A 23,293-nucleotide genomic window follows, 5' to 3' on the forward strand; every position below is an offset into this window, starting at 1 on the left:
GCTTCATTTAAGTCGTCGCTGCGACGGGTTCAACAGACGCCACTTGAAAAACAAACCTAACGGAAACCAAAGAAATCAGCCACTTTCCGTGATGCACATCACAATTCTGTATGATTTCCGAATGTTAACCCTATAAAACAAAAAATAAAACGGAGTTGTTATATTTGAGGGACAAAGAAAAAGCGGGATCTCCTTACCATCCATTTTCTCAGATTTTTTCTCCTATCTGTGCCACACGCTTTTCGTAAGCATCCGGCAAACTCACCTTCCGAACTCCAGCATTAAGGGCTTAGCCTCTGGACTGGGACCGTCACAGGCCGGGCGACGGGGCTAAGGATGGCGGGGAAAACTAGGTCCGTGAACATTCATCGATGAACAGTCGCGCTAATTTCGAGATCACTGATTCAGTAAAATCGGGCCCGTGAACTGCTTATGAACATCTGACATCGCCCATAAGTTAAAAAGGCCCCCGCACCTTCACCAGGTGCGGGGGGCTTTTTTATCCTGGTGGCGTCCAGCCCCCTAGACTGGCATACCGACACTCCCTATTCTGGTTTCAAAGTCCCTTACATACGTTCGCAAAAGGTCGTTCCATGCCTCCCAATACCGCAAACCCCCGCGGTCCTCAGTATGGCTCAGGTCGTCGCGACGATTCCTCCAGCGGTATTACGCTGCCTACAGATTTCTTGAGAGCTGCGTGGAACAGCGAACTGGCCCGTATTGGCCAAGACCTCACCCTTCCGAAGATTCCCCACCGCGCTGAGCGGGCGCGAGGGTTTGCGTGGGGCCTGCGAGCTGCCGACCTGATCAACGAAGACATGCATAAAGCGATGGAAGAAGCGATCGCCGCTGCCGAAAAGGCTGCCTACGTGCATCTAGAACAAGGTCAGTAGGAGAGCAAGTGACCGCAAGTTTGCGCACTCGGCTGATCGCTATCGTTGCTTCAAAAAGAAAGAGCAGTGACGAGACATGATGCAGAGGTTACAAACGCCGCAGCCACGGACACGCCCGCTATTCGGAGGCTAGAAGTTTTCTAACCTCGGTGATGATCACATCGATATCGAATGGTTTTGGCAATACAACATCAAATAAATCTGATCGTTGCATACCGATATGTGCCTGGGCTCCGCTCATCAAAATAATCGGCAAATGATTGGTGGAAGGAAGTGCGCGGACGGCTGTGGCGAATTCTAAGCCGTCCATGACTGGCATCATAAAGTCGGTGATAATCAAGGCTGGTCTTTCTCTTTCCAGCACATCCAGTCCTTTTCGACCATTGCTGGCCGTTACCACCATGAATCCTTCATCCTCCAGCGCGAAGCTGAGAATGTCAGCGATCAAATACTCGTCGTCGACGACCAGGATGGTGGTCATTTTAGTTTAACCCACTCAAAAGCTTAAGAATTTGAACCAGGAGATGACTCAGTGGGGACTGATGGTTCATGTCTTGAAGCCTTTTTCAGTAAAAGATCTTGGGCATGGATGACGACCTCAAAGCGCGAGGGGTCGTAAGCGCTATCACGTACTTTAAGAATCGAAAGCGTCCTGCTTAGTTCAGAGTGATTCTCTGAGAACCGCATTAGCATGAGGTTGTCGACGATGCTTGATAGGTCGGAGTTTGGCGCGCTGACCTCGGAGCCAAATAGATCGCGCATTTCCCAAGATGCAAATACCGTGACCCCCCGGGATCGCAGTTCGTTCATCAGCGCACTGAAAAAGTCGGTAATCCTCGCTGGATTCGTAGAAATCCTTGTCATACCGCTAAGGCTATCGAGAAACAGGCGTTTGATACCCTTTTCTTCAACGATACTCAGTAATCGTGCGCCCAGACCATCCAATAGACCTTCAGTAGTGGGTTGCCAGGCGATGCTTAGGGCACCGCTGTCCTCCATACCTTTGATGTCGATTCCTAGAGATTGGCCCTTGAGTCGCAGCCGTTGTGGGCTTTCGTAGAAGCCAAAATGCAACCCTGGAGCTTCCTTCGTCGACTCGGCCAAAAATTTCAGACCCAGAGTCGTTTTACCAATTCCGGATGGGCCTATCACCAAAGACACGCTGGAACTATAAAGGCCTCCACCCAATATCGCGTCCAGCGAGCCAACACCACTGCCGATACGCGTCATGTCAGCGCTGTCTGGAGCGGACGGATGGCTGTAAAGGCTTTCCAAACGAGGGTAAACCACCAATCCGTTGTCGGTAATCTCACACTCATGTAGGCCTGTCAGTGCGCCACTGCCCCGAGTTTTGCGCAATTGAATACGACGGACCGAGCGGGAGCCAAACAGCTCTTCGCCCATTTCAATTACGCCGTCAACCATGGTGTGTTCAGGGCTACCGTCGTCCAGGCGTGAGCTGGTGAGAAATAGCACGGTGCAACCCGCAAAAGCGGCGTGCCCTTGTAATTCTGAAATGAATTTCTTGGTATCGATGTGCGAATCGGCCTTTGAGCGCGCATTGAGCAAGCCGTCCACCACCATCACTGTGGCTTTTTGGCGGCTTATCTCACGACGAAGCAGCTTCACCACCTCATCCAGGCCTTCGTTTTCTAAAGTATCAAATGCGCTGACAAACTGAATTTCTGCGCCGACTTTTGAGGAATCGAAAAAGCTCAGCGTTGAAAGAAACTGAAAAAGACGGTCATGTGACTCGGCCAGCAGCGTGGCGACCAGCACACGACCTCCATTATTCGCATGATGGAATCCCAGCTGGTTCGCTAGAATCGTTTTACCGGACCCCGGGCGTCCCTGGATGATGTATGAAGCACCTGCGACCAGCCCTCCCTTAAGGAGAGCGTCCAGCCCTTCTATTCCACTTTGGAGGCGTTTGAGCTTTTCCACGATGCGACCCTGATCTGAAAAACAGGCTATTTAAGCCGAGTGAGGCGGGATGCTAACGCCATTTTCGCTATGGGGCCATTCTCGGCTGAATCATAGTTGGCCAAGAGAGGTATTTGCACTATCACCGTCTTCTGAGCCGGACTGTGTTTCTCAGATACTGAGTGACCGTTTTTGGCCGAAAGCAAGCGATCGTGAGCGTCTGCTATTGGCCGTCTGCTGCCTGTCACCAAGGCAGCTTTTGACGAATGCCGACCCCACCCCAAAACCGTTGCATTCACTTAATTTGCGGGTGGCTCAAGACATCCACTTCCCCCCGCAGCTACGCTTTCGACTCACTCATTGGAGTCGGAACAATGCCCACTGAATACTCACTAGGTGATGTCTTTGAGCGCCTTTACCAGAACCAGCTTGCCTTAGAGGCGGCCGTAATGGAGCTGACCTTAAGGGCTGAATGCCAGGTGCGACAGACACCGGCGAAAATATCCGCGGTGCGCTACAAACGATCGGCGAGAACGCCGGACACATGAAGCAAGGTCTGGCCAAACTAAAGTCCCAAGATCCACACTAATCAAGCTGCCGACGACATCCCTGGAGCGGCCTTTTTTTCGACTTTAAGTGCGTGCCGTCGGGTCAGCACGCGGTTAGTCGCAAAAATGACCCGTATGAAATAGGTCCGTCCGATTAAAATCCCAAACAATGTGTTCGCAAGCAAAATGGCATAATATGCCAATGACCGAAAGAAAATGTTTAACGAAAGCTGGAGCTCAATATGGCAACGAGAAACGTTGTGCTCACCCCTCATCAGGAACAGGTTATACATGACCTGGTGCAGTCCGGCCGTTATCAGAATGCCAGCGAAGTGATGCGAGAGGGTTTGCGTTTACTGGAGCAGCGCGTCGCCGAAGACACCGCCAAAATTGAGGCACTGCGTCAGGCGACCTCGATCGGCATCATGGATCTTGAGCACGGGCGCTTTACTCAGGTGAACGAAGGGAATCTGGAGCACTACCTCGAGGGCTTAAGCCTGGAGGCGACCCTCCCCGCGAGAGAGAAACATTAAGCATGCCGCAGTATCGGATTTCCAACGCGGCGCGCGCCGACATTGTCGACATACTCAGGCTCTCCCAGACGCAATTCGGCGATCAAGCACGCCAACGCTACCAGACGCTGATCCTAACGGCGCTGCAAGCGCTTGCCAGCAAGCCTTATTGCATTGGCAGCCACGACCGCGATGAGCTTGCACCGGGCCTTCGCAGCTACCATCTCACCTATTCACGCCAGCAGGCCAAGCATCCCAGCGGGGCGGTCAAAAGCCCACGCCACATCGTCTTCTATCGCATGGTTAACGACGATCTGATCGAGGTTGTCCGACTCCTTCACGACGCCATGGAAGTGCAGTTGCACTTGCCGAACGACTGATCAGCGACCGGGCCCAATAGTTTAACCGGCCATGAACAGCAAAGGTAGGCGCTCCCTCTACATCGCAACCTGAGCCCCTCCCCCGCTACCAGCCGATTCGGCGGCCAATTGAAGCACGATGCTCTGGCCCCGACCGGACTATCGAGATCCACGACAAGAAACACGATGTTCAATTTTGCCCACCGCTTTCAATGCTGAACAACCGCTTCATAGGCGTTTTCCGTGCCTAGGCGCCTCGCATTACGCTGCAACTGCCAATGGACACGCGGATCAATGCCCCTAGCATCCAGAGGCCTGGCAACATCACGCAGAGCACGAGCGTCTCTGGAGTCAATTTCAGGATAGGTGCATAGAGAAAGACCCGACAACACCACTTAAGGATATCGACTCATTACCCATATCCTCTTCCGGACGAGCAAGGGTTCGCCAGATACGGGTTGCTAATCCAGTATACGGAGGCGCACTGAATACCAGCCACAGCCACCCAAGCCTGCGTCAGAAATCGCCATTCGCGATCGCTCGAACACTACGCGCAATTGGGGGCATAACTGGGGGCATAATTAGTTTTTTTCAGGCTGTAACTACCGTCCTAGAGCCTAGTCAAAATGTTTTTTGGGGATCCGGACAGTCTCTAGGCGTCGTCGGGCAGACTCTTCATCTGATCATTTCCGCCCTTCCACACACCATGGAGCTCCGTTCACTTCCAGTGGATTGCTACGTTGGAGGCACATCTGAGGGCATGCTTTGGATGGTTTGAAAAGGATGCCCCCAGCCTAGGGCCCAACAGCCCCTTTTCGGAAAAGTCATAAGCTGCTGCTCCGAAACCGCCGTCGAGCGCTATCCGATCACCTCAGTTTGTAGACTTAAAGCGATCTTCCGATGTATCTGAAATCCTGACAGCCCCTTACAGGAACGCCAACTACAGAGGTCGTTGGAAAAAATAATAGGAGCAACCATGAACTGTCCCGTGACAACACTACTCTTTGACCTGAGAGAACGTAACCACCGGACCGTACTCCTGATCGGATATTATCGCTTGTACACAAAACTTCTTTTCCGGGAATTTATTCAGCAACACCATCTTCCATGACTGGGCAACAATCCTGCACAGCTGCTCATAAACCACCTCATCCACCCTATCTCTGCAGCCGCCAAAAACATCATATAGATGTACATGATTCAAAACCTTCTCAACCGCCACCACATCGTCATTACACGCTTCCATCCAACCGATGAACGCCTCGACGGTAAATCTGCTTTCCAAAAACACACCTGATTCGTGAATTACAAAATCCGGAAATAAAACTTTGGAAAACATCAAGGCGTCTTCAGGGTGTACAACATCGCTGATATAAGAATACTCATCCAGCTCGGACGGGTCCTTCCACTGGTTTTTCCAGCGCTCGTATTTTTGCGAACTGACAGCGTCTGTGACCTTAATTATCGTCATGAAGTCTCTGATACCCCGTGGAAATTTATTGTTCGAGGGAGGGCGGATCGTTCATGAAAAGACACGTACCACATCCTGAGTATTCTCCGTGCTCCCTCACACGATACACATTAACCGCTTTTAAGCGTCTGTTTACGGCGCCACACTCAGAGCTTCCTATCGCTTCACAATCACGTCAGTCAACGCGTGGCCGGATATCGCTTCAGTTGGATCAACCCCAATAGCGCCAGGCTCGCAATGATAAGGGCCAGCGAACAAATGCCAACACCCAGCCCCAGGCTGTCAATCAAATACCCAGTGATGACCGGAATTGCCCCTGCGGGAATGTAACCGCCCATATTGAACACTGCGTTCGCCTCGGCTCTTCGTTGAGGCGGGACATTGTCTGCTATCAGCCTCAGCCCACCGAGCTGCCCCAACCCCTGGCCTGCCCCCGCCAGAAGAGCCGATAAAATCAGCCACGGCGCTGAGCTGGTTTGCAGTGCAACCCAAACGCAGATCATCGAAAAAACAGTCGCCAGCCCGCTGCACAGGAAAACGCCAGGGTTATCAAACCGTTTTGCCGCGAACTGGACACCTGCCGCAACGAAGAACATCGCGAACGCCATACAGCCGGCAATCAAGGGACTGTTTGCCCCCATAAAGGCGGCTATCAACTTGGGGCCAAGGGACAGGATGAACGAAGTGGACGTTATCCCTGGGCCGAAGAATGCGATGCCAAGCAAAATAATCCTTACGTTTTCTTTGGCAACGGTGGGTAAGCGCGGTTTGAAAGAGCCCTTGCCTAGCCTGAGGTTTTTCTGGCTCAGCAACGCGAAAAGTGCCAGGCACAACACCGCCATTTCAATTCGAAAAACAGTCTGTATCGGGTGCGGGAAGTATTGCGCCACGACCCCAGCCAGCAAAGGTCCCGTACCGGCACCCGCGACCATTGCGACAGACGCCATGAGCGAAGCAAAGTGCTTGCGATGCGGCTGGGCGTGCTCAACCACATTCGCCATGCCGCCAGACACCACAAGACCGACAGATACACCTGTGAGGAAGCGCGCGAGCATCAACACGCCAACACTGTCCGCCTGGTTAAACAAGGCCGCCGCAGCGATGGCCAGGCCCACACAGGGCACAAGCAGGGCTTTGCGCCCAAAGTGATCGGACAATTGCCCTGCCACCGTGAGGGTTAGCAGCAGGCCAATGATGTAACAAGCGAAAATCACGGTCAGTACGCCGGAGGCGAAGCCGAGGGATTGCTGCCAGACGCTATAAAGTGGCGTTGCTGCGTTCGACAGCATGAAGACAGCGGTGACGACCCATGCAGTGCGGTAGACCGCCAGTGAACCGTGTTTAAGGTGGGGACTGCTCATTCGTGAAAGGCCTCTCTAGCGGGCGCGAAATCGTGTTGCGGCCCAGACTAGAGAAATGTTTCATGGCGCCCTATTCATCAATGTCACAAACGGGATGTGCAAAAATTCACAACGCTTGCGCCAAGCCTTCCAGGATGAAATCAAGCACGACCCGAATCTTTTGAGCACTGCGCAGATCCTCATGGAAAGCAAGCCACACCGGCAGTTCCAGTGGCGCCAGCCCCATTTCGACCCTGGCCAGCCCATACTCCGCCCCGAGAAAATCCGGTACGAACACGATGCCGGCCCCACCCGCAGCGGCGATTGCTTGAATACGCAAATCGTTACTGGTGACCGAAATCGATCGACCTTCCAGGTGATTCAGGAGCCATTGCTGCTGTACCGAATCCCCCATACTTCGGTCATACCCGATGAATTCGTAGGCATCAGGTTCGCGCCGGTTCACGTAATCCGGGCTTGCATGAGGGAAGAATTGCAAAAAGCCGAGTCTTTTTGCGACCACGCTTTGCTCCTCCGGCCGACTGAACGTGATGGCGATGTCCGTTTCTTTCCTGGCCAGGGAGCTGGTGGACTTGGCACCCACCAACCTCAATTGCAACTTGGGATACCGCTCGCGCAACACGCCCAGACGTCGAGCAACCAGGGTGCCCAGATACGCCGGAGGGGCAGACAAAATCACCTCACCTTCGATACGTGTCTCCTCGCCCTCCACGAACCGCTTGAGCGCAAATGACGCGGACTCCATCTCTGCAGCATATTCACTGACCCTCACCCCATCTTCGGTCAGTTGGTAAACACGGCCCCTGCGGTCGACTAACTTCATGTTCAACGACGCCTCAAGGGCGGCTATCCGTCGAACGACGGTCGCGTGCTCTACGCCCAATGAGCGCGCAGCGGCAGCGAGAGAGCCTTCTCGAGCAAAGGCAGAGAAAAAGCGAAGGCTGTCCCAATCAAACATCATTGTTCATCGAATCGATACCGAGCCCGTCGGCCTTTCAAAAGTGATTTCGGGGAGCCCGACAACCCGTAACAGCTGGCTCAACCGTTGAGAGTCGAGCCAGCTTCCACACCTACAGCACTACCGTAGCCAGCATCCCCAACGCCCCCAGGACAAACCCGATCAGCGCGCCGCGCCCCGGCATCTCCTGGAAGAGACACCACACCACCAGCGGCTCAAGCAGCAACAACGACGTGACGGAAACCACGGTGACCACCCAAATGTCACCTACCGCCACATAACCAAGCCAATACGCCCCCAGCAGGCACAACCCTGCAAAGCACATCAGCAGGACCGGCACGACAAAGGCCGACCACGCGCCGTTATCCACTTGCGCAAGCCGGGCGGTGGCTACCTCGCTGTAGATCGCACAAAACTCACCCAATACCATCAGGCCTAGAGCAGAAACTCCGAGTAGTTCTTTGGACATGTCAAAAATTCCTTCGTATTCAGGGACAGGTTTTTCAGCTCCCAGCCCGTGATGGCGCTGCGTGTGGAGCGGATGCCGCGATACGAAGTCATCTTGAACAGCCCTGAATTATCGAAGTACTTAGCCACGTCAATCTCCTGATGTACGAGGCGGCCCCTTGCCGCTTGCCGAGAGACTGGCACGAACGCTTCAGCGACGTAAACACCAGAGTGTGATCCCGGACACCCATTGCGCTGGGAAATTTCCTACAGCCTGTAGCATCATCCCCACGGGATAGTCTTCCTGCCTGGAGAGCCGGGCACTTCATTCAACCCTTGAGCACTACAAGGATTTTCTGCCCATGGCTGCTTCAAACAAATGGCTGATGTCATCTGTCGCGTATTACCTCGACTTCTTCACCGTCCCCCTGTTTATCGTCTTGGCGCTGTACCTCGCCCCCATTGACCCCGTGCAAATCGTCGCAGGCCTGCTGGCCTGGACGCTGGTGGAATATTCGGCGCACCGCTTCCTGTTTCACTCGCTGTACCGCCGCGAGCATTGGACCCATCATATAGATGTGCTGGCTTACATCGGCGTATCCAGCTGGAAGACCAGCTCCACCTTTGCCGTGCTGTTGCTGTGTGCGGGGTACGTCGGATTGACGTCGATGTTTGCCGGAACGGTTGCGGGGTACTTCTTTTATATCTCGGTGCATTACGTGATGCATCGTCCCGAGCATTGGGCGTACCCGCTGATTCCCCGGTTGGTGGCCAACCATGACCTGCATCACCGCAAGGGTGTGGAGAAGAACTTCGGGGTGTCCTCGCCGTTATGGGATCACGTGTTTCGTACCTACGTTCGGGCTCACGCGCTCGATGGAAATCAAGAACGGGCGTGAAGCTTTGAATAGCTCAGGCAGCCGGGACCTTGTACCTTGCCCGAGGTTCCTTGCAACCCGGGCAACAGTCTTTTGTCATCACGCTCATTGATAGCCCCCTAACGAAACCCCCATGCTAGAGGGCTGACCTCGCGCTTATATCATTCCGAATGATAGTTACCTTTGTTTCATTCGATTCGTGACATAGCACATCGCCGCGCATGATCCGCCCATCTCAAATACATTGGCGGATGCACCTCATGGAACAGTCACTCAAACATATGCGCTTCCCCTTGGCGATTTTGGCCGTGGTGGTGATGAGCGCATGCGGTAAAGCCCCGGAACAAGCGGCCGCCATGCCCCCTGCAAAAGTCAGCGTGGCCAAGGTGCTGGAACAACCGGTCAACGAGTGGGACGAATTCACCGGCCGTCTGGAAGCCCCGGAAACCGTGCAGATCCGTCCGCGCGTGTCGGGCCAGATCGACCAGGTGGCCTTCACCGAAGGCGCCCTGGTGAAAAAAGGCGACCTGCTGTTCCAGATCGACCCGCGTCCGTTCCAGTCTGAAGTGCGCCGCCTCGAAGCCCAGCTTGCCCAAACGAAAGCTGCTGCTACCCGCAGTGATAACGAAGCGCAACGTGGCGAACGCCTGCGTCAGAGCAACGCGATCTCCGCCGAGCTGGCCGATTCGCGTACCACCGCCGCCCAGGAAGCCCGCGCAGCCGTCGCCGGTATCCAGGCGCAGTTGGACCTGGCCAAGCTGAACCTGAGCTTCACCCGCGTGACGTCGCCGATCAGTGGCCGCGTCAGCCGTGCCGAAATCACCGCCGGCAACCTGGTGACCGCCGATACCACCCCGCTGACCAGCGTGGTCTCCACCGACAAGGTCTACGCCTACTTCGACGCCGATGAGCGCGTGTACCTCAAGTACACCGAGCTGGCGCGCGAAGGCCGCCGTGGCGCAACTACCCCGGTGTACCTGGGCCTGTCCAACGAAACCGGCAACCCGCACCTGGGCCAGATGAACTTCGTCGACAACCAGGTCAACCCGGCCACCGGCACTATCCGCGGTCGCGCTGTGTTTGATAACAGCAAGGGCGAATACACCCCTGGCCTGTACGCCCGTCTCAAATTGGTTGGCAGCGGCACCTACTCCGCCGTGCTGATCAATGACGAAGCCGTGGGCACCGACCTTGGCAAGAAGTTCGTACTGGTAATGGACGGCGACAAGCCGGCCTACCGCGCCGTGGAACTGGGGCCGAAGATCGAAGGCCTGCGCATCGTGCGCAGCGGTTTGAACAAGGACGACACCATCGTCGTGAAGGGCTTGCAGCGCATTCGCCCGGGGTCGCCGGTTGCTCCGGAAACCATCCCGATGGCCAGCAAGGAAACCCTCGCCGCCTTGGCACAACAACGACAAGCGCTTGAAGCCAGCAACCTGGAGCAAGTGGCGCCGGATAAAGCCGCGCCCAAGCTCGCAGCCGTCGCGATTCCACGCGGTTAAGGGACACAACTCAAGATGAATTTTTCCAAGTTCTTCATTTCACGGCCGATCTTCGCAGCGGTGCTCTCGCTGTTGATCCTGATCGCCGGTGCGATCTCGCTGTTCAAGCTGCCGATCAGCGAATACCCGGAAGTGGTGCCGCCGACCGTGGTGGTACGTGCCAACTTCCCCGGCGCCAACCCTAAAGTCATCGGTGAAACCGTTGCGGCCCCTTTGGAGCAAGCCATCACCGGCGTCGAAAACATGTTGTACATGTCGTCGCAGTCGACCGCGGATGGCAAGCTGACCCTGACCATCACCTTCGCCCTGGGCACTGACCTGGACAACGCGCAGGTGCAGGTGCAAAACCGTGTGACCCGGACTCAGCCAAAGCTGCCTGAGGAAGTGACGCGCATCGGTATCACCGTGGACAAGGCCTCCCCCGACCTGACCATGGTTGTGCACTTGACCTCCCCGGACAAGCGTTACGACATGCTCTACCTGTCCAACTATGCCTTGCTCAACGTCAAAGACGAGCTGGCCCGTTTGGGTGGTGTGGGTGACGTGCAACTGTTCGGCATGGGCGACTACTCCCTGCGTGTATGGCTGGACCCGAACAAGACCGCTTCGCGCAACCTGACCGCCACGGATGTGGTGACCGCGATCCGCGAGCAGAACCGTCAAGTAGCCGCCGGTGCCCTGGGTGCACAACCTGCGCCGAATGCCACCAGCTTCCAGTTGTCGATCAACACTCAGGGCCGTCTGGTGACTGAGGAAGAGTTCGAGAACATCATCATTCGCTCTGGCGACAATGGTGAAATCACGCGCCTCAAAGACATCGCACGGGTGGAGCTGGGCTCCAGCCAGTACGCCTTGCGTTCGTTGCTCAACAACCAGCCGGCCGTGGCGATCCCGATCTTCCAGCGCCCGGGCTCCAACGCGATCGAGATCTCCAACGAAGTGCGCGACAAGATGGCGGAGCTGAAAAAGAGCTTCCCGGAAGGCATGGACTTCAGCATCGTCTATGACCCGACCATCTTCGTGCGTGGCTCTATCGAGGCGGTGGTTCACACCCTGTTCGAAGCGCTGATCCTCGTTGTATTGGTCGTGATCCTGTTCCTGCAAACCTGGCGTGCCTCGATCATTCCGTTGGTGGCGGTGCCGGTATCGTTGATCGGTACGTTTGCGGTGATGCACCTGTTTGGCTTCTCGCTCAACGCGCTGTCGCTGTTCGGCCTGGTACTGGCGATCGGTATCGTGGTGGACGACGCCATCGTGGTGGTGGAGAACGTCGAACGGAACATCGAACTGGGCCTGGAGCCGTTCCCGGCCACCGAAAAAGCCATGAGCGAAGTGACCGGCCCGATCATTGCCACGGCCCTGGTGCTGTGTGCGGTGTTCATCCCGGCTGCGTTCATCAGCGGCTTGACCGGGCAGTTCTACAAACAGTTCGCCTTGACCATTGCGATCTCGACGGTGATTTCGGCCTTCAACTCGCTGACCTTGTCCCCTGCCCTCGCGGCCGTGTTGCTCAAAGGTCACGATGCACCGAAAGACGCGTTCTCCAAGTTCCTCGACAAGTTGCTGGGTGGCTGGTTGTTCCGTCCATTCAACCGCTTCTTCGAGAAAGCCAGCCACGGTTACGTCGGCACTGTTCGCCGAGTGATTCGCGGCAGTGGTATCGCGCTGTTCCTGTACGCCGGCCTGATGGTCCTGACCTGGCTGGGCTTTGCCCACACGCCAACCGGTTTCGTACCGGCCCAGGACAAGCAATACCTGGTGGCCTTCGCCCAACTGCCGGACGCCGCGAGCCTGGACCGCACCGAAGACGTGATCAAGCGCATGTCCGACATCGCGCTGAAGCAACCTGGCGTGGAAAGCGCCGTCGCATTCCCGGGCCTGTCGATCAACGGTTTCACCAACAGCCCGAACAGCGGCATCGTGTTCGTGACCTTGAAGCCGTTCGACGAGCGTAAAGACCCGAGCATGTCCGCCGGTGCAATTGCCGGCGCGCTCAACGGCAAGTACAGCAGCATCCAGGAAGCCTACATGGCGATCTTCCCACCGCCGCCGGTACAGGGCCTGGGTACGATTGGTGGTTTCCGCTTGCAGATTGAGGACCGTGGCAACCTGGGTTACGACGAGCTGTACAAAGAAACCCAGAACATCATCACCAAGAGCCGTACCACGCCGGAGCTGTTCGGCCTGTTCACCAGCTACACGGTCAACGTGCCTCAGGTCGATGCTGCCATCGACCGCGAAAAGGCCAAGACCCACGGCGTGGCGATCAGCGACATCTTCGACACCCTGCAGATCTACCTGGGTTCGCTGTATGCCAACGACTTCAACCGCTTTGGCCGTACTTACCAGGTCAACGTGCAGGCTGAGCAGCAGTTCCGCCTGGATGAAGACCAGATCGGCCAGCTGAAAGTACGCAACAACAAAGGCGAGATGATCCCGTTGGCGACCTTTATCAAGGTCAGCGACACCTCGGGCCCGGACCGCGTGATGCACTACAACGGCTTTATCACCGCTGAAATCAACGGCAACGCCGCACCGGGCTACAGCTCCGGCCAGGCCCAGGCCGCGATTGAAAAGCTGCTCAAAGAAGAACTGCCCAACGGCATGACTTACGAGTGGACCGACCTGACCTATCAGCAAATCCTCTCGGGCAACACCGCGCTGTTCGTGTTCCCGCTCTGCGTACTGCTGGCGTTCCTGGTACTGGCCGCCCAATACGAAAGCTGGAGCTTGCCACTGGCGGTGATCCTGATCGTACCGATGACGCTGCTGTCGGCCATCACCGGGGTGATCATCTCGGGCGGCGACAACAACATCTTCACCCAGATCGGCTTGATCGTACTGGTGGGCCTGGCGTGCAAGAACGCGATTCTGATCGTCGAGTTTGCCAAGGACAAACAGCAGGAAGGCCTCGACCCGCTCGCAGCGGTACTGGAAGCCTGCCGTCTGCGTCTGCGGCCGATCCTGATGACCTCGTTCGCGTTCATCATGGGTGTGGTGCCTCTGGTGTTGTCCAGCGGTGCCGGTGCCGAGATGCGTCATGCCATGGGCGTGGCGGTGTTCTCCGGGATGATCGGGGTGACCTTCTTCGGTCTGTTGCTGACGCCAGTGTTCTACGTATTGATTCGTCGCTATGTCGAGCGCAGCGAAGCACGCAAAGCGGCCAAGGCCTTGAAGCTGGAGACACAGCAATGAGCGTAAAAGTATTCCTGCCGAGCTTGTTGGTACTGGCGCTGAGCGCCTGTGCCGTGGGCCCGGACTACAAGACCGAGAAGCTGGAGGCGGCCAACATCACGGCCGCCGCCGACACCAAGAGCTACGACCACGCCAAGTACGAAGGCATTTGGTGGCAGCAGTTCGACGACCCGACCCTCAACCAACTGGTCACCCAGTCGTTGAGCGGTAACCGCGACCTGCGCGTGGCGTTTGCCCGCCTGCGAGCGGCACGCGCCATCCGTGATGACGTGGCCACCGACATCATGCCGGTGGTCACCACCCGCGCCAGCAGCGATGTGGGCAAGGGCCAGATCCCGGGCCAGACCACCAAGCGTGTGAACAGCGAGCGTTATGACCTGGGCCTGGACATGGCCTGGGAAGTCGACTTGTTCGGCCGTATCCGCCGCAACCTGGAGGCCAGCGACGCTGACCAACAGGTCGCCGAAGCCGACCTGTACCAACTGCAAGTCACCATGATTGCCGAACTGGTGGACGCTTACGGTCAACTGCGCGGCGCTCAACTGCGCGAACGCATCGCCCTGGACAACCTGAAGAACCAGCAGGAATCGCGCACCATCACCGTCAGCCTGCGTGACGCAGGCGTGGGTGATCAGCTCGACGTGGAACGCGCCGATGCCCGCCTGGCCGCCGTTGAGGCCAGCGTGCCGCAACTGCAAGCCGAGCAAGTGCGCGAGCGTAACCGCATCGCCACCCTCCTCGGCCAGCGCCCGGACAAGCTGACCGTGGACCTGAGCCCCAAAGACCTGCCGGCGATTGCCAAGGCGTTGCCGATTGGCGACCCGGGGCAACTGCTGCAACGTCGGCCGGACATTCTCAGTGCCGAGCGCAAACTGGCCGCCGCCACCGCGCGTATCGGCGTGGCCAAGGCCGACTTGTTCCCACGGGTCAGCCTCAGTGGGTTCCTCGGCTTTACCGCAGGGCGTGGTTCGCAGATCGGTTCGGCCGCCGCGAATGCCTGGTCCTTGGGCCCAAGCATTACCTGGGCAGCGTTTGACCTGGGCAGCGTGCGTGCACGTTTGCGCGGCGCGAACGCCGAGGCCGATGGCGCACTGGCGACGTATGAGCAGCAAGTGTTGCTGGCATTGGAAGAGTCGGAAAATGCCTTCAGTGATTACGGCAAGCGCCAGCAGCGTCTGGTTTCGCTGATTCGTCAGAGTGAGTCGAGCCGCGCCGCCGCTGACCTCGCCGCGATTCGTTATCGCGAAGGCACCGTGGACTTCCTGGTACTGCTCGACGCCCAGCGCGAACGCCTGGCCGCCGAAGACTCCCAGGCCCAGGCCGAAGTGGACCTGTACCGCGGCATCGTCGCGATCTACAAGGCGTTGGGGGGTGGCTGGCAGCCGGACACGGTGGTCGCCAGCGCCAAGTGATGTAAAGAGCTCCTTTGGTTGGTCGCATCCAGCCAATTTTTAGCCCCATGCCCCCTTCGGTCGTGGGGCTTTTTTTTGCCTGTCGGCCAAGGCCACGCTCGGTCACCTGTAGGAGCCGGCTTGCCGGCGATTCAGGCGCCACGCACTGTAAGGCACCCAGTCGATGCTATCGCCGGCAAGCCGGCTCCTACAGGTGAACGCGTTGAGTTGCCCAAACGAGGCTGCATTCAGTTGCCGAAATGAGGGCGCGTCGGCTCGTTCAGAATCAAGCTGCGGTAGTGCCCCGGGTTGGACCCGGACCATTTGCGAAAGGCCTTGTAGAACGAACTGGCATCGGCAAACCCAAGCCTCGTGGCGATCTCGGCAAAGCTGACCTGCGGTTCGGCCAGCCAGACGATGGCGAGCTCTTTGCGCACGCTGTCCTTGAGGCCTTGGTAGGTCTGCCCTTCTTCCGCCAAACGACGACGCAAGGTAGAGGCAGAAATACACAGGTTGGCGGCCAAGCCTTCAGTTTCCGGCCAAGTGTCAGGGGGCAACTGCCGAAGGTCGTGTTTGATCCGAGCAGCCAGGCTGTCGGGATCGCGGTACTTCACCAGAATATTGGCCGGCGCATGGGCGAGGAAACGCTTGAGTTCTTCCGGTGTGCGCTTGATGGGCACGTCGAGGCAATCCGCAGAAAAAATCATCCGCGTGCGTGGCCGATCAAACCGCAGGTTGTCAGAAAACATCACCTGGTAGTCATCACAAAAATCCGGCTGAGGGCTGCGCAGCTCGATGGCCAGGATCGGAATGCGCCGCCCCGCCAGCCAGCACGCCACGCCGTGGACAATCATCCAATAGGCAAAGTAGGTAAACGCGCGCTTGGGCTGTGGTTCGGGTTCAAGCAAGACAATCTCGGCCAGGCTCTGCTGGCGCACCAACTGGGCCGGCAGGTGATCCAGCATCAACGACAAAAACCCCAGGCCCGCCTCAAGCCCCTGCGCCAGGGTCGGTTGAGCCATGGCGGCACGGCATAGGAACTCCAGGCTGCCGGATTTGAGCTTGCGCGGGTCCATGCCGAAGAATTCATCGTCCAGGCGCCGGGCCAGCAAACGCCACAGGCGCGCATACGCCGTTGCCGGTACGCGGGCGTGGGGCAGGTCAAGCCAGGCGGGGTCGATACCCACCTTGTTCAGCACTTCGGTGGTCGCCAAGCCGGGCGCACAGCTTTGCAGCAACGCCTCGCGGACAAGGTGAATGGAGATGGTGTCTTTTTCGGACATTGGCGCGTTCCGGGCCCTGTGTAGCGTGGAGTGCCGCCATCTTAGGGACTCGGCTTACAAAAAAGTAGGCGTAACCCCGTCACCCGGTGACCCAATGCCGCGCGACGGCCGTTTGGCGGGCCGTTCAGTCAACGTTCAGTAAAGGTCAAAATTGCTTGTTTAGTAATGAGTATCATTATGTTACAAATTAGCATCCTATCCAGTCTCGATGCGGTGCCGAATGCTTGTTCCCTTTTTAATCATGTTGCGCGAAGGCATTGAAGCCGCATTGATCGTCGGCATCATCGCCAGTTACCTGCAGCAGACCGGCCGCGGCCAGTGGATGCCTGCCGTGTGGATCGGCGTGTTCCTCGCCGCCGCGCTGGCCTTGCTGGTAGGTGGGGGCCTGGAGCTGGTCAGCGCCGAGTTCCCGCAGAAACAACAGGAACTGTTCGAAGGCTTGGTCGGCCTGGTCGCCGTGGGCATTCTGAGTTCAATGGTGTTCTGGATGCGCAAGGTGGCGCGCTCCATCAAGCATGCCCTGCACGAATCCCTTGACCACGCATTGGCCGGTTCCAAGCACCAGGTGATCGCGCTGATTGCCATGGTGTTTTTCGCCGTGGCCCGTGAAGGGCTGGAGACGGTGTTCTTCCTGCTGGCCGTGTTCCAGCAGAGCGAAGGCCCCGGCGCGCCCATCGGCGCCCTGCTCGGCCTGATCCTGGCGATTGTGGTCGGTTTCCTGATCTATTCCGGCAGCATGCGCTTGAACCTCGGCGCGTTCTTCCGCTGGACCGGCCTGTTCATCCTCGTGGTCGCCGCCGGCATCCTGGCCAATTCGGTCCAGGCCCTGCACGAAGCCGGGGTGTGGAACCACCTGCAAACCGTGCTGTTTGACTTCAGCGCTGCGCTGCCGATGGACAGCCCGCTGGGCTCGGTGCTGGCCGGCATGTTCGGCTATCAAGAGGCACCGACCGTCAGCACCCTGGGTGCTTATCTGATTTACCTGGTGGTGGCCCTGGTGATGTTTTTCCTGCCCTCGGCCCCTGCCAAACCTGTCGCCAAACCGACTTCCGTTTCCAGCCAGTAAGGACCGTCTCTTGTCCAACCCAACCCCTCAACCGGCTTCACCTCCTCGCGCCCTGCGCTGGGCGGTGGCCGGCTCGGTGGTCGTGATGATCGCCGCCGGTGGCCTGTTCTACTACGCCTCACAGCTGGCCGCCGCCAAACGCCAGACCAACCACAACGAAATCGCCGTGACCATCCACGGCCACGCGTGCGAGCCCAACGAGCTGACCGTGCCCGCCGGGCGTGCGAGCTTTCGCATCATCAACCGCTCCGACCGGGCGGTGGAATGGGAAATCCTCGACGGCGTGCTGGTGATCGAAGAACGCGAAAACATCGCCCCGGGCCTCAGCCAGGTGATCAACGCCAACCTGTTGCCTGGCGACTACGCCATCACCTGTGGCTTGTTGAGCAACCCACGGGGCACGTTGCACGTCACGCCAACGGCAGAGTCCGACGCCCAGGCCAAAGCGAAACCGTCGATGGTGGCGTTCATTGGCCCGCTGTCGGAATTCCGCGTGTACCTGAGCGGCCAAGGCAGCGCATTGATCAAGGCCGCCACGGCCCTGCAGCAAGCCATCGACGCCGGCGACCTGGCCCAGGCGCAAGCCTTGTACGTGCCGGCCCGCGAGGCCTACCAGCGCCTGGCCCCGGCGTCCCAACGCCTGGCAGAGCTGGACAACGCGATCAACGCCCGCGCCGACTACTTTGAAAAACGCGAGCAGGACCCAGCGTTCAGCGGCTTCCACCGCCTCGAATACAGCCTGTTCCAGCAACGCAGCCTCGACGGCCTGGCGCCGGTTGCGCAGCGCCTGGTCGCCGACGTGACCAGCCTCAAGCAACAGCTGCTGGCCCAGTCCCTGCCGCCCGAGCAGCTGGTGAGCATTGTGGTGCGCAACCTCAATAGCCTTGCCGATGTGCGCGCCGTCAGCGGTGAAGAAGAACGCTACAGCCATATCGACCTGAACGGCTTTGCCGCCAATCTTGAGGCCGCCCATAAAGTGGTCGAGCTGATGCGTCCGTTGTTGACCAAATCCGCCGCCGACCTGTTGCCGAAAATCGACAGCGCTCTCAGCGCGTTCGATGGCGAACTCGCGGGTTTCAAAGTCAATAACCGTTACAGCGCGTACGACAGCGTTACCGCCGATCAGCGCAAGCAGATCGCCGACAAGGCCAAGACTCTGGCCGTTGCACTCGATGGAATCGACCCCGCCCTTGGCCTTTCCGGCCTGCAGTGAAGACGACCGCACAGATGAGTGATTCAGAACAGCTTAACCTTCAGCGCCGCCGTGTCCTGCTGGGCATGGCCGCCACCGGCGCGGCGATTGCCGGCAGCACCCTGACCTGCCCGGCCATGGCCGCTGCTGCCGAGCAAGTCACCACCGCACCGCGCAGTGACAAGACCCAGGACCACCACGACTTCTTCGGCAAACACCAGAGCGGCATCGTCACGCCGCGCCCGGCCTGCGGCATGGTCGTGGCGTTTGACGTGCTGGCCAGCGACCGGGAAGACCTGGAGCGCCTGTTCCGCACCCTGAACGAGCGCATCAGCTTCCTGATGACCGGCGGCACCGTGCCCCAGGTCGACCCGAAACTGCCGCCGACCGACTCGGGCATCCTCGGCCCGGTGGTCACCCCGGACAACCTGACCATCACCGTGTCCGTCGGCGAATCGCTGTTCGATGAGCGCTTCGGCCTCACCGCCGTCAAACCCAAGCGCCTGAGCCGCATGGTCGGTTTCCCCAACGACGCGCTGGAGCCTGCGCAGTGCCACGGCGACCTGAGCCTGCAGTTCAGCTCCAACACGCCAGACACCAACATCCACGCCCTGCGCGACATCGTGAAGAACCTGCCAGACCTGCTGCTGGTGCGCTGGAAACAGGAAGGCAGCGTGCCGCCCCAGGCCCCCGCAAAACCGGGCGAGCCTGCGCAAAGCGCACGTAACTTCCTCGGTTTCCGTGACGGTTCGGCCAACCCGAACTCCACCGACGACAAGGCCATGGACCAGATCGTCTGGGTTCAACCGACCAGCGACGAACCGGCCTGGGCTGCCCATGGCAGCTACCAGGCGGTGCGGATCATCCGTAACTTCGTCGAGCGCTGGGACCGCACGCCCCTGCAAGAACAGGAAAGCATCATCGGCCGCGTCAAACCAACCGGCGCGCCCATGGATGGCGACAAGGAAACCCAGGTGCCGGATTACAGCAAGGACCCGGAAGGCAAGTTGACCAAGCTCGATGCCCACATCCGCCTGGCCAACCCGCGCACCCCGCAGACCCAGGCCAACCTGATCCTGCGTCGGCCGTTCAACTACTCCAACGGCGTCAATAAAAACGGTCAGCTGGACATGGGGCTGCTGTTCATCTGCTACCAGGCTGACCTGGAGAAAGGCTTCATCAGCGTACAAACCCGGCTCAACGGCGAGCCTCTGGAGGAATACCTCAAGCCGGTGGGCGGCGGGTACTTCTTCACCTTGCCGGGCGTCACGGGGCCCAAGGATTTCCTTGGGCGCACGCTGCTCGCTGCAACGCACCCTCAAACCACTGCCAACACCTAAAATAAACCCAGAGCGGAAACTGTCCCATGAAGAAGTCGACTATTGCGTTGTCGTTGTTGCTGTCCCTTTCGCCGCTGGCAGCCTTCGCCGCCACCGCGCCGCTGGACCTGGTAGGCCCGGTTTCGGACTACAAGATCTACGTGACCGAAGAAATCGGCGAGCTGGTCACCCAGACCAAAGCCTTCACCGACGCCATCAACAAGGGCGACCTGGCCACCGCCAAGAAGCTCTACGCACCGACCCGCGTGCACTACGAGTCCATCGAGCCGATCGCCGAGCTGTTCAGCGACCTCGACGCGTCCATCGACTCCCGTGTTGATGACCACGAAAAAGGCGTGACCGCTGAAGACTTCACCGGCTTCCACCGCATCGAATACGTGCTGTTCTCGCAGAACACCACCAAAGGCCTGGAAACGCTGACCGCCAAGCTCAACACCGACGTCAACGACCTCAAGACCCGTGTTGATGGCCTGACCTTCCCACCTGAGAAAGTCGTGGGCGGCGCCGCAGCCCTGCTCGAAGAAGTCGCCGCGACCAAGATCTCCGGCGAAGAAGACCGCTACAGCCACACTGACCTGTATGACTTCCAGGGCAACATCGACGGCGCGAAGAAAATCGTCGACCTGTTCCGTGGCCAGATCGAGAAGCAAGACAAAGCCTTCCTGGCCAAGGTCGACAAGAACTTCGCCACCGTGGACAAGATCCTGGCCAAGTACAAGACCAAGGACGGTGGTTTCGAGACCTATGACAAGGTCAAGGAAAACGACCGTAAAGCCCTGGTTGGCCCGGTCAACACCCTGGCTGAAGACCTGTCCACCCTGCGTGGCAAGCTGGGCTTGAACTAAGCCGCAGCGCAAAAAAAAGACCCGGGCCCTTCGACAGGGCCCGGGTCTTTTTTTGCCCGCTAATCAGAGAATCCGGTACAGCAAGCGCTCAATGCGTACGCGGCTGACCCGGCGCAGGAACTTGCCCACCGCTTCCGGGTAGTCCAGCAGGGTTTGCAGCTGCTGGTAGCCTTCGATGCGCGTGGTGTGCTGGTAAATCTGCGTCAGCTCCATGCGTCGAGGTGCCAGCCACTCACCCTGCGGGTCATCGATGAGCAAGGCGTTTTCCAGGTCGAGGCGGAACGCGCGGGGGTTGAGGTTGTTGCCGGTGAGCAAGGTGTAGCGCTGGTCAACCCACATGCCCTTGAGGTGATAGGTGTTGTCACCGTCGCGCCACAGGTGCAGGTTCAACTGGCCGCTGTCGATCATCGGCTGGTGACGCTTGGCGAAGCGACGCAGGCTGATTTCGTAGAGGTACGGCAGCGCCGCGATCACCTTGAACGGCTCGCTCGGCGGGATGTAGAAGTCGTTGGCGGTCTTGTCGCCGACGATGATGTCGATCTTCACGCCGCGCGCCAACGCCCGGTTGATCTCTCGCGTCACCGGCAACGGCAGGTTGAAGTACGGCGTGCAAATGGTGAGCTGGTGCTGGGCGCTGGCGATCAGCTCCAGCACCACGCGGTTCAGTGGGTTGTTCTTGCCCACCCCCAGCAACGGGCTGACCGACAGGTGACCATAGGGCAATTGCCCCGCCGTGGTGTCGTAAGCCGCGTGCTTGAGGCGGCTGCGCAAGTCGCCGATATCGTTGCGCAAACTGCGGGTGGTGGGCGGGTTGGGCAAATCCAGGCGATTGACCGCCTTGGAGGCCACCAGGCCGTGCTCCACCAAATGCTGCATGGAGTCTGCCAGCGGTTGGCTGTGGATCAGGTGGTAACGGTCGAAGCGGTATTTTTCGAATTTGTGCAGGTACACGTTGTTCAGGCTGGCGCCGCTGTACAGCACGCTGTCGTCGATCACGAAGCCCTTGAGGTGCAGCACGCCGAACAGCTCGCGGGTTTGCACCGGCACGCCGTACACCGGCACCTGGCTGGCGTGGGACGCGGTCATCGCCTGGTACCAGGCGCTGTTGCCGGGCTGCTTGCCGGCGCCGATGAGCCCGCGCTGGGCACGCAACCAGTCGACCACCACCACGATGTCCAACTCTGGCCGTGCCGCCTTGGCTGCGTGCAGGGCGTCGTAGATCTCCTGCCCCGCTTCGTCCTGCTGCAAGTACAACGCCACGATGTAGATGCGCCGGGTGGCCTGAGGGATCTTCTCCAACAGGCAACGGCGGAACGCATCGGCGCCGGACAGCACCTCGATGGCATCGCTGGAAAGTGGGAAACCGCGCAATTTGGGCAACAGGGAGCGTTTGAAGAACGACGGCATAAGGCTCGCAATGGGTCGAATCCGAAGAGGCCCCGAGCTTACACCATGGGGGTGCTCAGGTCTCGCAGCAGCGCATGGAAAAAAGTTAATTGACCAAGAAGAACGATCGTTCTACTGTACGCCACATGAACGATATGACAGGCAACGAAACCCGCGACATCATCCTCGACGTCACCGAAAAGTTGATCTACCGCCATGGCATCGCCGCCACCGGCATGGACTTTCTGGTGAAAACCGCCGGTGTCTCGCGCAAAAGTATTTACCGTTACTTCGCCAATAAAGACGAGTTGGTGATTGCCGCCCTGCAGCGCCGCGACGAGCGCTGGATGCAGTGGTTGCGTGGCGAGGTGGAACGCAGCGAAGGCACGGGTGAGCGCCTGTTGGCGCTGTTCAGCGCGCTCAAGGCCTGGTTCGGCTCGGCGGATTTTCGCGGCTGCGCCTTTATCAACACCAGCGGCGAAACCGGCGACCCGCACAACCCGGTGCGTCTGTTGGCCAAGGCCCACAAACAGAAACTGTTCGAGTACGCACGCGAACTGTGCCAAGCACATGGCACCCCCGACCCGAAACGGCAGGCCGCGCAACTGCTGATCCTGATCGATGGTGCCATTACCGTTGCCCTGGTGATGGGTGATTCAACAGCTGCCGATGATGCGCAATGCATGGCGCGAACGTTATTGGGACTTTGAAACCGCACGCCAAGCAACTTTCGATAATCCGTT

The 23,293-nt window shown here is 58.5% G+C and carries 20 protein-coding genes and 1 pseudogene; 13 read left to right on the forward strand and 8 right to left on the reverse strand.

Features of this window, described 5'->3' with window-relative positions:
* Nucleotides 1-593 precede the first annotated feature (593 nt).
* Complete coding sequence (locus tag AC07OV_RS11305; protein WP_495092253.1) at nucleotides 594-893, forward strand: hypothetical protein; 300 nt, start codon at nucleotides 594-596, stop codon at nucleotides 891-893.
* Between the two features lie 118 nt (nucleotides 894-1,011).
* Here AC07OV_RS11305 and AC07OV_RS11310 read toward each other — a convergent pair whose 3' ends face one another.
* Nucleotides 1,012-1,374: a response regulator gene (locus AC07OV_RS11310; RefSeq protein WP_494996967.1), complete on the reverse strand. Its 363-nt coding sequence runs from the start codon at nucleotides 1,372-1,374 to the stop codon at nucleotides 1,012-1,014.
* A 23-nt stretch (nucleotides 1,375-1,397) separates the two neighbouring features.
* Nucleotides 1,398-2,840: an ATPase domain-containing protein gene (locus tag AC07OV_RS11315; protein ID WP_494997000.1), complete on the reverse strand. Its 1,443-nt coding sequence runs from the start codon at nucleotides 2,838-2,840 to the stop codon at nucleotides 1,398-1,400.
* A 350-nt stretch (nucleotides 2,841-3,190) separates the two neighbouring features.
* Here AC07OV_RS11315 and AC07OV_RS11320 point away from each other — a divergent pair.
* The 3 genes and pseudogenes from AC07OV_RS11320 (at nucleotide 3,191) to AC07OV_RS11330 (ending at nucleotide 4,256) form a co-directional block, all read left to right on the forward strand.
* A pseudogene (locus AC07OV_RS11320) lies at nucleotides 3,191-3,405 on the forward strand (hypothetical protein).
* A 201-nt stretch (nucleotides 3,406-3,606) separates the two neighbouring features.
* Nucleotides 3,607-3,897 carry a type II toxin-antitoxin system ParD family antitoxin gene (locus tag AC07OV_RS11325; RefSeq protein ID WP_449117174.1) on the forward strand — a complete coding sequence of 97 codons (291 nt, stop codon included), beginning with the start codon at nucleotides 3,607-3,609 and terminating at the stop codon, nucleotides 3,895-3,897.
* A gap of 2 nt (nucleotides 3,898-3,899) precedes the next feature.
* Nucleotides 3,900-4,256, forward strand: a complete 357-nt coding sequence (locus tag AC07OV_RS11330; RefSeq protein WP_339437124.1) for a type II toxin-antitoxin system RelE/ParE family toxin — start codon at nucleotides 3,900-3,902, stop codon at nucleotides 4,254-4,256.
* Nucleotides 4,257-5,232: 976 nt separating this feature from the next.
* Here the strand turns inward: AC07OV_RS11330 and AC07OV_RS11335 are convergent.
* The 4 genes from AC07OV_RS11335 to AC07OV_RS11350 all read right to left on the reverse strand — a co-directional run bounded on the left by AC07OV_RS11335 (nucleotide 5,233) and on the right by AC07OV_RS11350 (nucleotide 8,455).
* Nucleotides 5,233-5,706 carry a hypothetical protein gene (locus AC07OV_RS11335; protein WP_494998609.1) on the reverse strand — a complete coding sequence of 158 codons (474 nt, stop codon included), beginning with the start codon at nucleotides 5,704-5,706 and terminating at the stop codon, nucleotides 5,233-5,235.
* 179 nt (nucleotides 5,707-5,885) lie between these two features.
* A complete protein-coding gene (locus AC07OV_RS11340; protein ID WP_494998610.1) occupies nucleotides 5,886-7,067 on the reverse strand; it encodes an MFS transporter in 1,182 nt (393 codons plus the stop codon).
* Between the two features lie 106 nt (nucleotides 7,068-7,173).
* Nucleotides 7,174-8,028 (reverse strand): LysR family transcriptional regulator, encoded by an 855-nt coding sequence (locus tag AC07OV_RS11345; protein ID WP_494998611.1) that lies wholly within the window; start codon nucleotides 8,026-8,028, stop codon nucleotides 7,174-7,176.
* 109 nt (nucleotides 8,029-8,137) lie between these two features.
* The gene (locus AC07OV_RS11350; protein WP_494998639.1) at nucleotides 8,138-8,455 is read right to left on the reverse strand and encodes a hypothetical protein; all 318 of its coding nucleotides are present in this window, start codon (nucleotides 8,453-8,455) and stop codon (nucleotides 8,138-8,140) included.
* A 379-nt stretch (nucleotides 8,456-8,834) separates the two neighbouring features.
* Here AC07OV_RS11350 and AC07OV_RS11355 point away from each other — a divergent pair, with 379 nt between their 5' ends.
* From AC07OV_RS11355 to AC07OV_RS11370, 4 genes are all read left to right on the forward strand, one after another.
* The gene (locus AC07OV_RS11355; RefSeq protein ID WP_494998612.1) at nucleotides 8,835-9,371 is read left to right on the forward strand and encodes a sterol desaturase family protein; all 537 of its coding nucleotides are present in this window, start codon (nucleotides 8,835-8,837) and stop codon (nucleotides 9,369-9,371) included.
* A 239-nt stretch (nucleotides 9,372-9,610) separates the two neighbouring features.
* A complete protein-coding gene (gene mexE, locus AC07OV_RS11360; protein ID WP_495092254.1) occupies nucleotides 9,611-10,852 on the forward strand; it encodes a multidrug efflux RND transporter periplasmic adaptor subunit MexE in 1,242 nt (413 codons plus the stop codon).
* 15 nt (nucleotides 10,853-10,867) lie between these two features.
* Nucleotides 10,868-14,047, forward strand: a complete 3,180-nt coding sequence (locus AC07OV_RS11365; protein ID WP_176998171.1) for an efflux RND transporter permease subunit — start codon at nucleotides 10,868-10,870, stop codon at nucleotides 14,045-14,047.
* Nucleotides 14,044-15,459, forward strand: coding sequence for an efflux transporter outer membrane subunit (locus AC07OV_RS11370; RefSeq protein WP_176998170.1), 1,416 nt, complete (start codon nucleotides 14,044-14,046; stop codon nucleotides 15,457-15,459). Before AC07OV_RS11365 ends, AC07OV_RS11370 begins: the two co-directional genes overlap by 4 nt.
* Before the next feature lie 227 nt (nucleotides 15,460-15,686).
* Here the strand turns inward: AC07OV_RS11370 and AC07OV_RS11375 are convergent, their stop codons facing one another.
* Complete coding sequence (locus tag AC07OV_RS11375) at nucleotides 15,687-16,721, reverse strand: AraC family transcriptional regulator (protein ID WP_495092255.1); 1,035 nt, start codon at nucleotides 16,719-16,721, stop codon at nucleotides 15,687-15,689.
* A gap of 220 nt (nucleotides 16,722-16,941) precedes the next feature.
* On the opposite strand from AC07OV_RS11375, the gene efeU reads away from it, so the two are divergent.
* From efeU to efeO (AC07OV_RS11395), 4 genes are read left to right on the forward strand one after another with little or no spacing between them, the layout of a single operon-like run.
* Nucleotides 16,942-17,787 carry an iron uptake transporter permease EfeU gene (efeU, locus tag AC07OV_RS11380; RefSeq protein WP_495092256.1) on the forward strand — a complete coding sequence of 282 codons (846 nt, stop codon included), beginning with the start codon at nucleotides 16,942-16,944 and terminating at the stop codon, nucleotides 17,785-17,787.
* 10 nt (nucleotides 17,788-17,797) lie between these two features.
* Entirely contained in the window at nucleotides 17,798-19,000 is a 1,203-nt protein-coding gene (gene efeO / locus AC07OV_RS11385) for an iron uptake system protein EfeO (RefSeq protein WP_495092257.1), read from the forward strand.
* 14 nt (nucleotides 19,001-19,014) lie between these two features.
* Entirely contained in the window at nucleotides 19,015-20,319 is a 1,305-nt protein-coding gene (gene efeB / locus AC07OV_RS11390) for an iron uptake transporter deferrochelatase/peroxidase subunit (RefSeq protein WP_176998163.1), read from the forward strand.
* A gap of 26 nt (nucleotides 20,320-20,345) precedes the next feature.
* Nucleotides 20,346-21,164, forward strand: coding sequence for an iron uptake system protein EfeO (efeO, locus tag AC07OV_RS11395; protein ID WP_176998162.1), 819 nt, complete (start codon nucleotides 20,346-20,348; stop codon nucleotides 21,162-21,164).
* Between the two features lie 63 nt (nucleotides 21,165-21,227).
* On the opposite strand, the gene pssA is transcribed toward efeO (AC07OV_RS11395), so the two are convergent.
* Nucleotides 21,228-22,571, reverse strand: a complete 1,344-nt coding sequence (gene pssA / locus AC07OV_RS11400; protein WP_494998616.1) for a CDP-diacylglycerol--serine O-phosphatidyltransferase — start codon at nucleotides 22,569-22,571, stop codon at nucleotides 21,228-21,230.
* Nucleotides 22,572-22,696: 125 nt separating this feature from the next.
* Here pssA and AC07OV_RS11405 point away from each other — a divergent pair, with 125 nt between their 5' ends.
* Entirely contained in the window at nucleotides 22,697-23,260 is a 564-nt protein-coding gene (locus tag AC07OV_RS11405) for a TetR/AcrR family transcriptional regulator (protein WP_495092258.1), read from the forward strand.
* The last annotated feature ends 33 nt before the right edge of the window (nucleotides 23,261-23,293 follow it).

The sequence above is a fragment of the Pseudomonas sp. GW821-FHT09A09 genome (assembly GCF_059418405.1).

Bases quoted from the DNA above. Each gene is read 5' to 3' on its own strand.
- AC07OV_RS11305 (WP_495092253.1), top strand. From the start codon at position 594: ATGCCTCCCAATACCGCAAACCCCCGCGGTCCTCAGTATGGCTCAGGT.
- AC07OV_RS11310 (WP_494996967.1), bottom strand. From the start codon at position 1,374: ATGACCACCATCCTGGTCGTCGACGACGAGTATTTGATCGCTGACATT.
- AC07OV_RS11325 (WP_449117174.1), top strand. From the start codon at position 3,607: ATGGCAACGAGAAACGTTGTGCTCACCCCTCATCAGGAACAGGTTATA.
- AC07OV_RS11330 (WP_339437124.1), top strand. From the start codon at position 3,900: ATGCCGCAGTATCGGATTTCCAACGCGGCGCGCGCCGACATTGTCGAC.
- AC07OV_RS11335 (WP_494998609.1), bottom strand. From the start codon at position 5,706: ATGACGATAATTAAGGTCACAGACGCTGTCAGTTCGCAAAAATACGAG.
- AC07OV_RS11340 (WP_494998610.1), bottom strand. From the start codon at position 7,067: ATGAGCAGTCCCCACCTTAAACACGGTTCACTGGCGGTCTACCGCACT.
- AC07OV_RS11345 (WP_494998611.1), bottom strand. From the start codon at position 8,028: ATGATGTTTGATTGGGACAGCCTTCGCTTTTTCTCTGCCTTTGCTCGA.
- AC07OV_RS11350 (WP_494998639.1), bottom strand. From the start codon at position 8,455: ATGGTATTGGGTGAGTTTTGTGCGATCTACAGCGAGGTAGCCACCGCC.
- AC07OV_RS11355 (WP_494998612.1), top strand. From the start codon at position 8,835: ATGGCTGCTTCAAACAAATGGCTGATGTCATCTGTCGCGTATTACCTC.
- mexE (WP_495092254.1), top strand. From the start codon at position 9,611: ATGGAACAGTCACTCAAACATATGCGCTTCCCCTTGGCGATTTTGGCC.
- AC07OV_RS11365 (WP_176998171.1), top strand. From the start codon at position 10,868: ATGAATTTTTCCAAGTTCTTCATTTCACGGCCGATCTTCGCAGCGGTG.
- AC07OV_RS11370 (WP_176998170.1), top strand. From the start codon at position 14,044: ATGAGCGTAAAAGTATTCCTGCCGAGCTTGTTGGTACTGGCGCTGAGC.
- AC07OV_RS11375 (WP_495092255.1), bottom strand. From the start codon at position 16,721: ATGTCCGAAAAAGACACCATCTCCATTCACCTTGTCCGCGAGGCGTTG.
- efeU (WP_495092256.1), top strand. From the start codon at position 16,942: ATGCTTGTTCCCTTTTTAATCATGTTGCGCGAAGGCATTGAAGCCGCA.
- efeB (WP_176998163.1), top strand. From the start codon at position 19,015: ATGAGTGATTCAGAACAGCTTAACCTTCAGCGCCGCCGTGTCCTGCTG.
- efeO (WP_176998162.1), top strand. From the start codon at position 20,346: ATGAAGAAGTCGACTATTGCGTTGTCGTTGTTGCTGTCCCTTTCGCCG.
- pssA (WP_494998616.1), bottom strand. From the start codon at position 22,571: ATGCCGTCGTTCTTCAAACGCTCCCTGTTGCCCAAATTGCGCGGTTTC.
- AC07OV_RS11405 (WP_495092258.1), top strand. From the start codon at position 22,697: ATGAACGATATGACAGGCAACGAAACCCGCGACATCATCCTCGACGTC.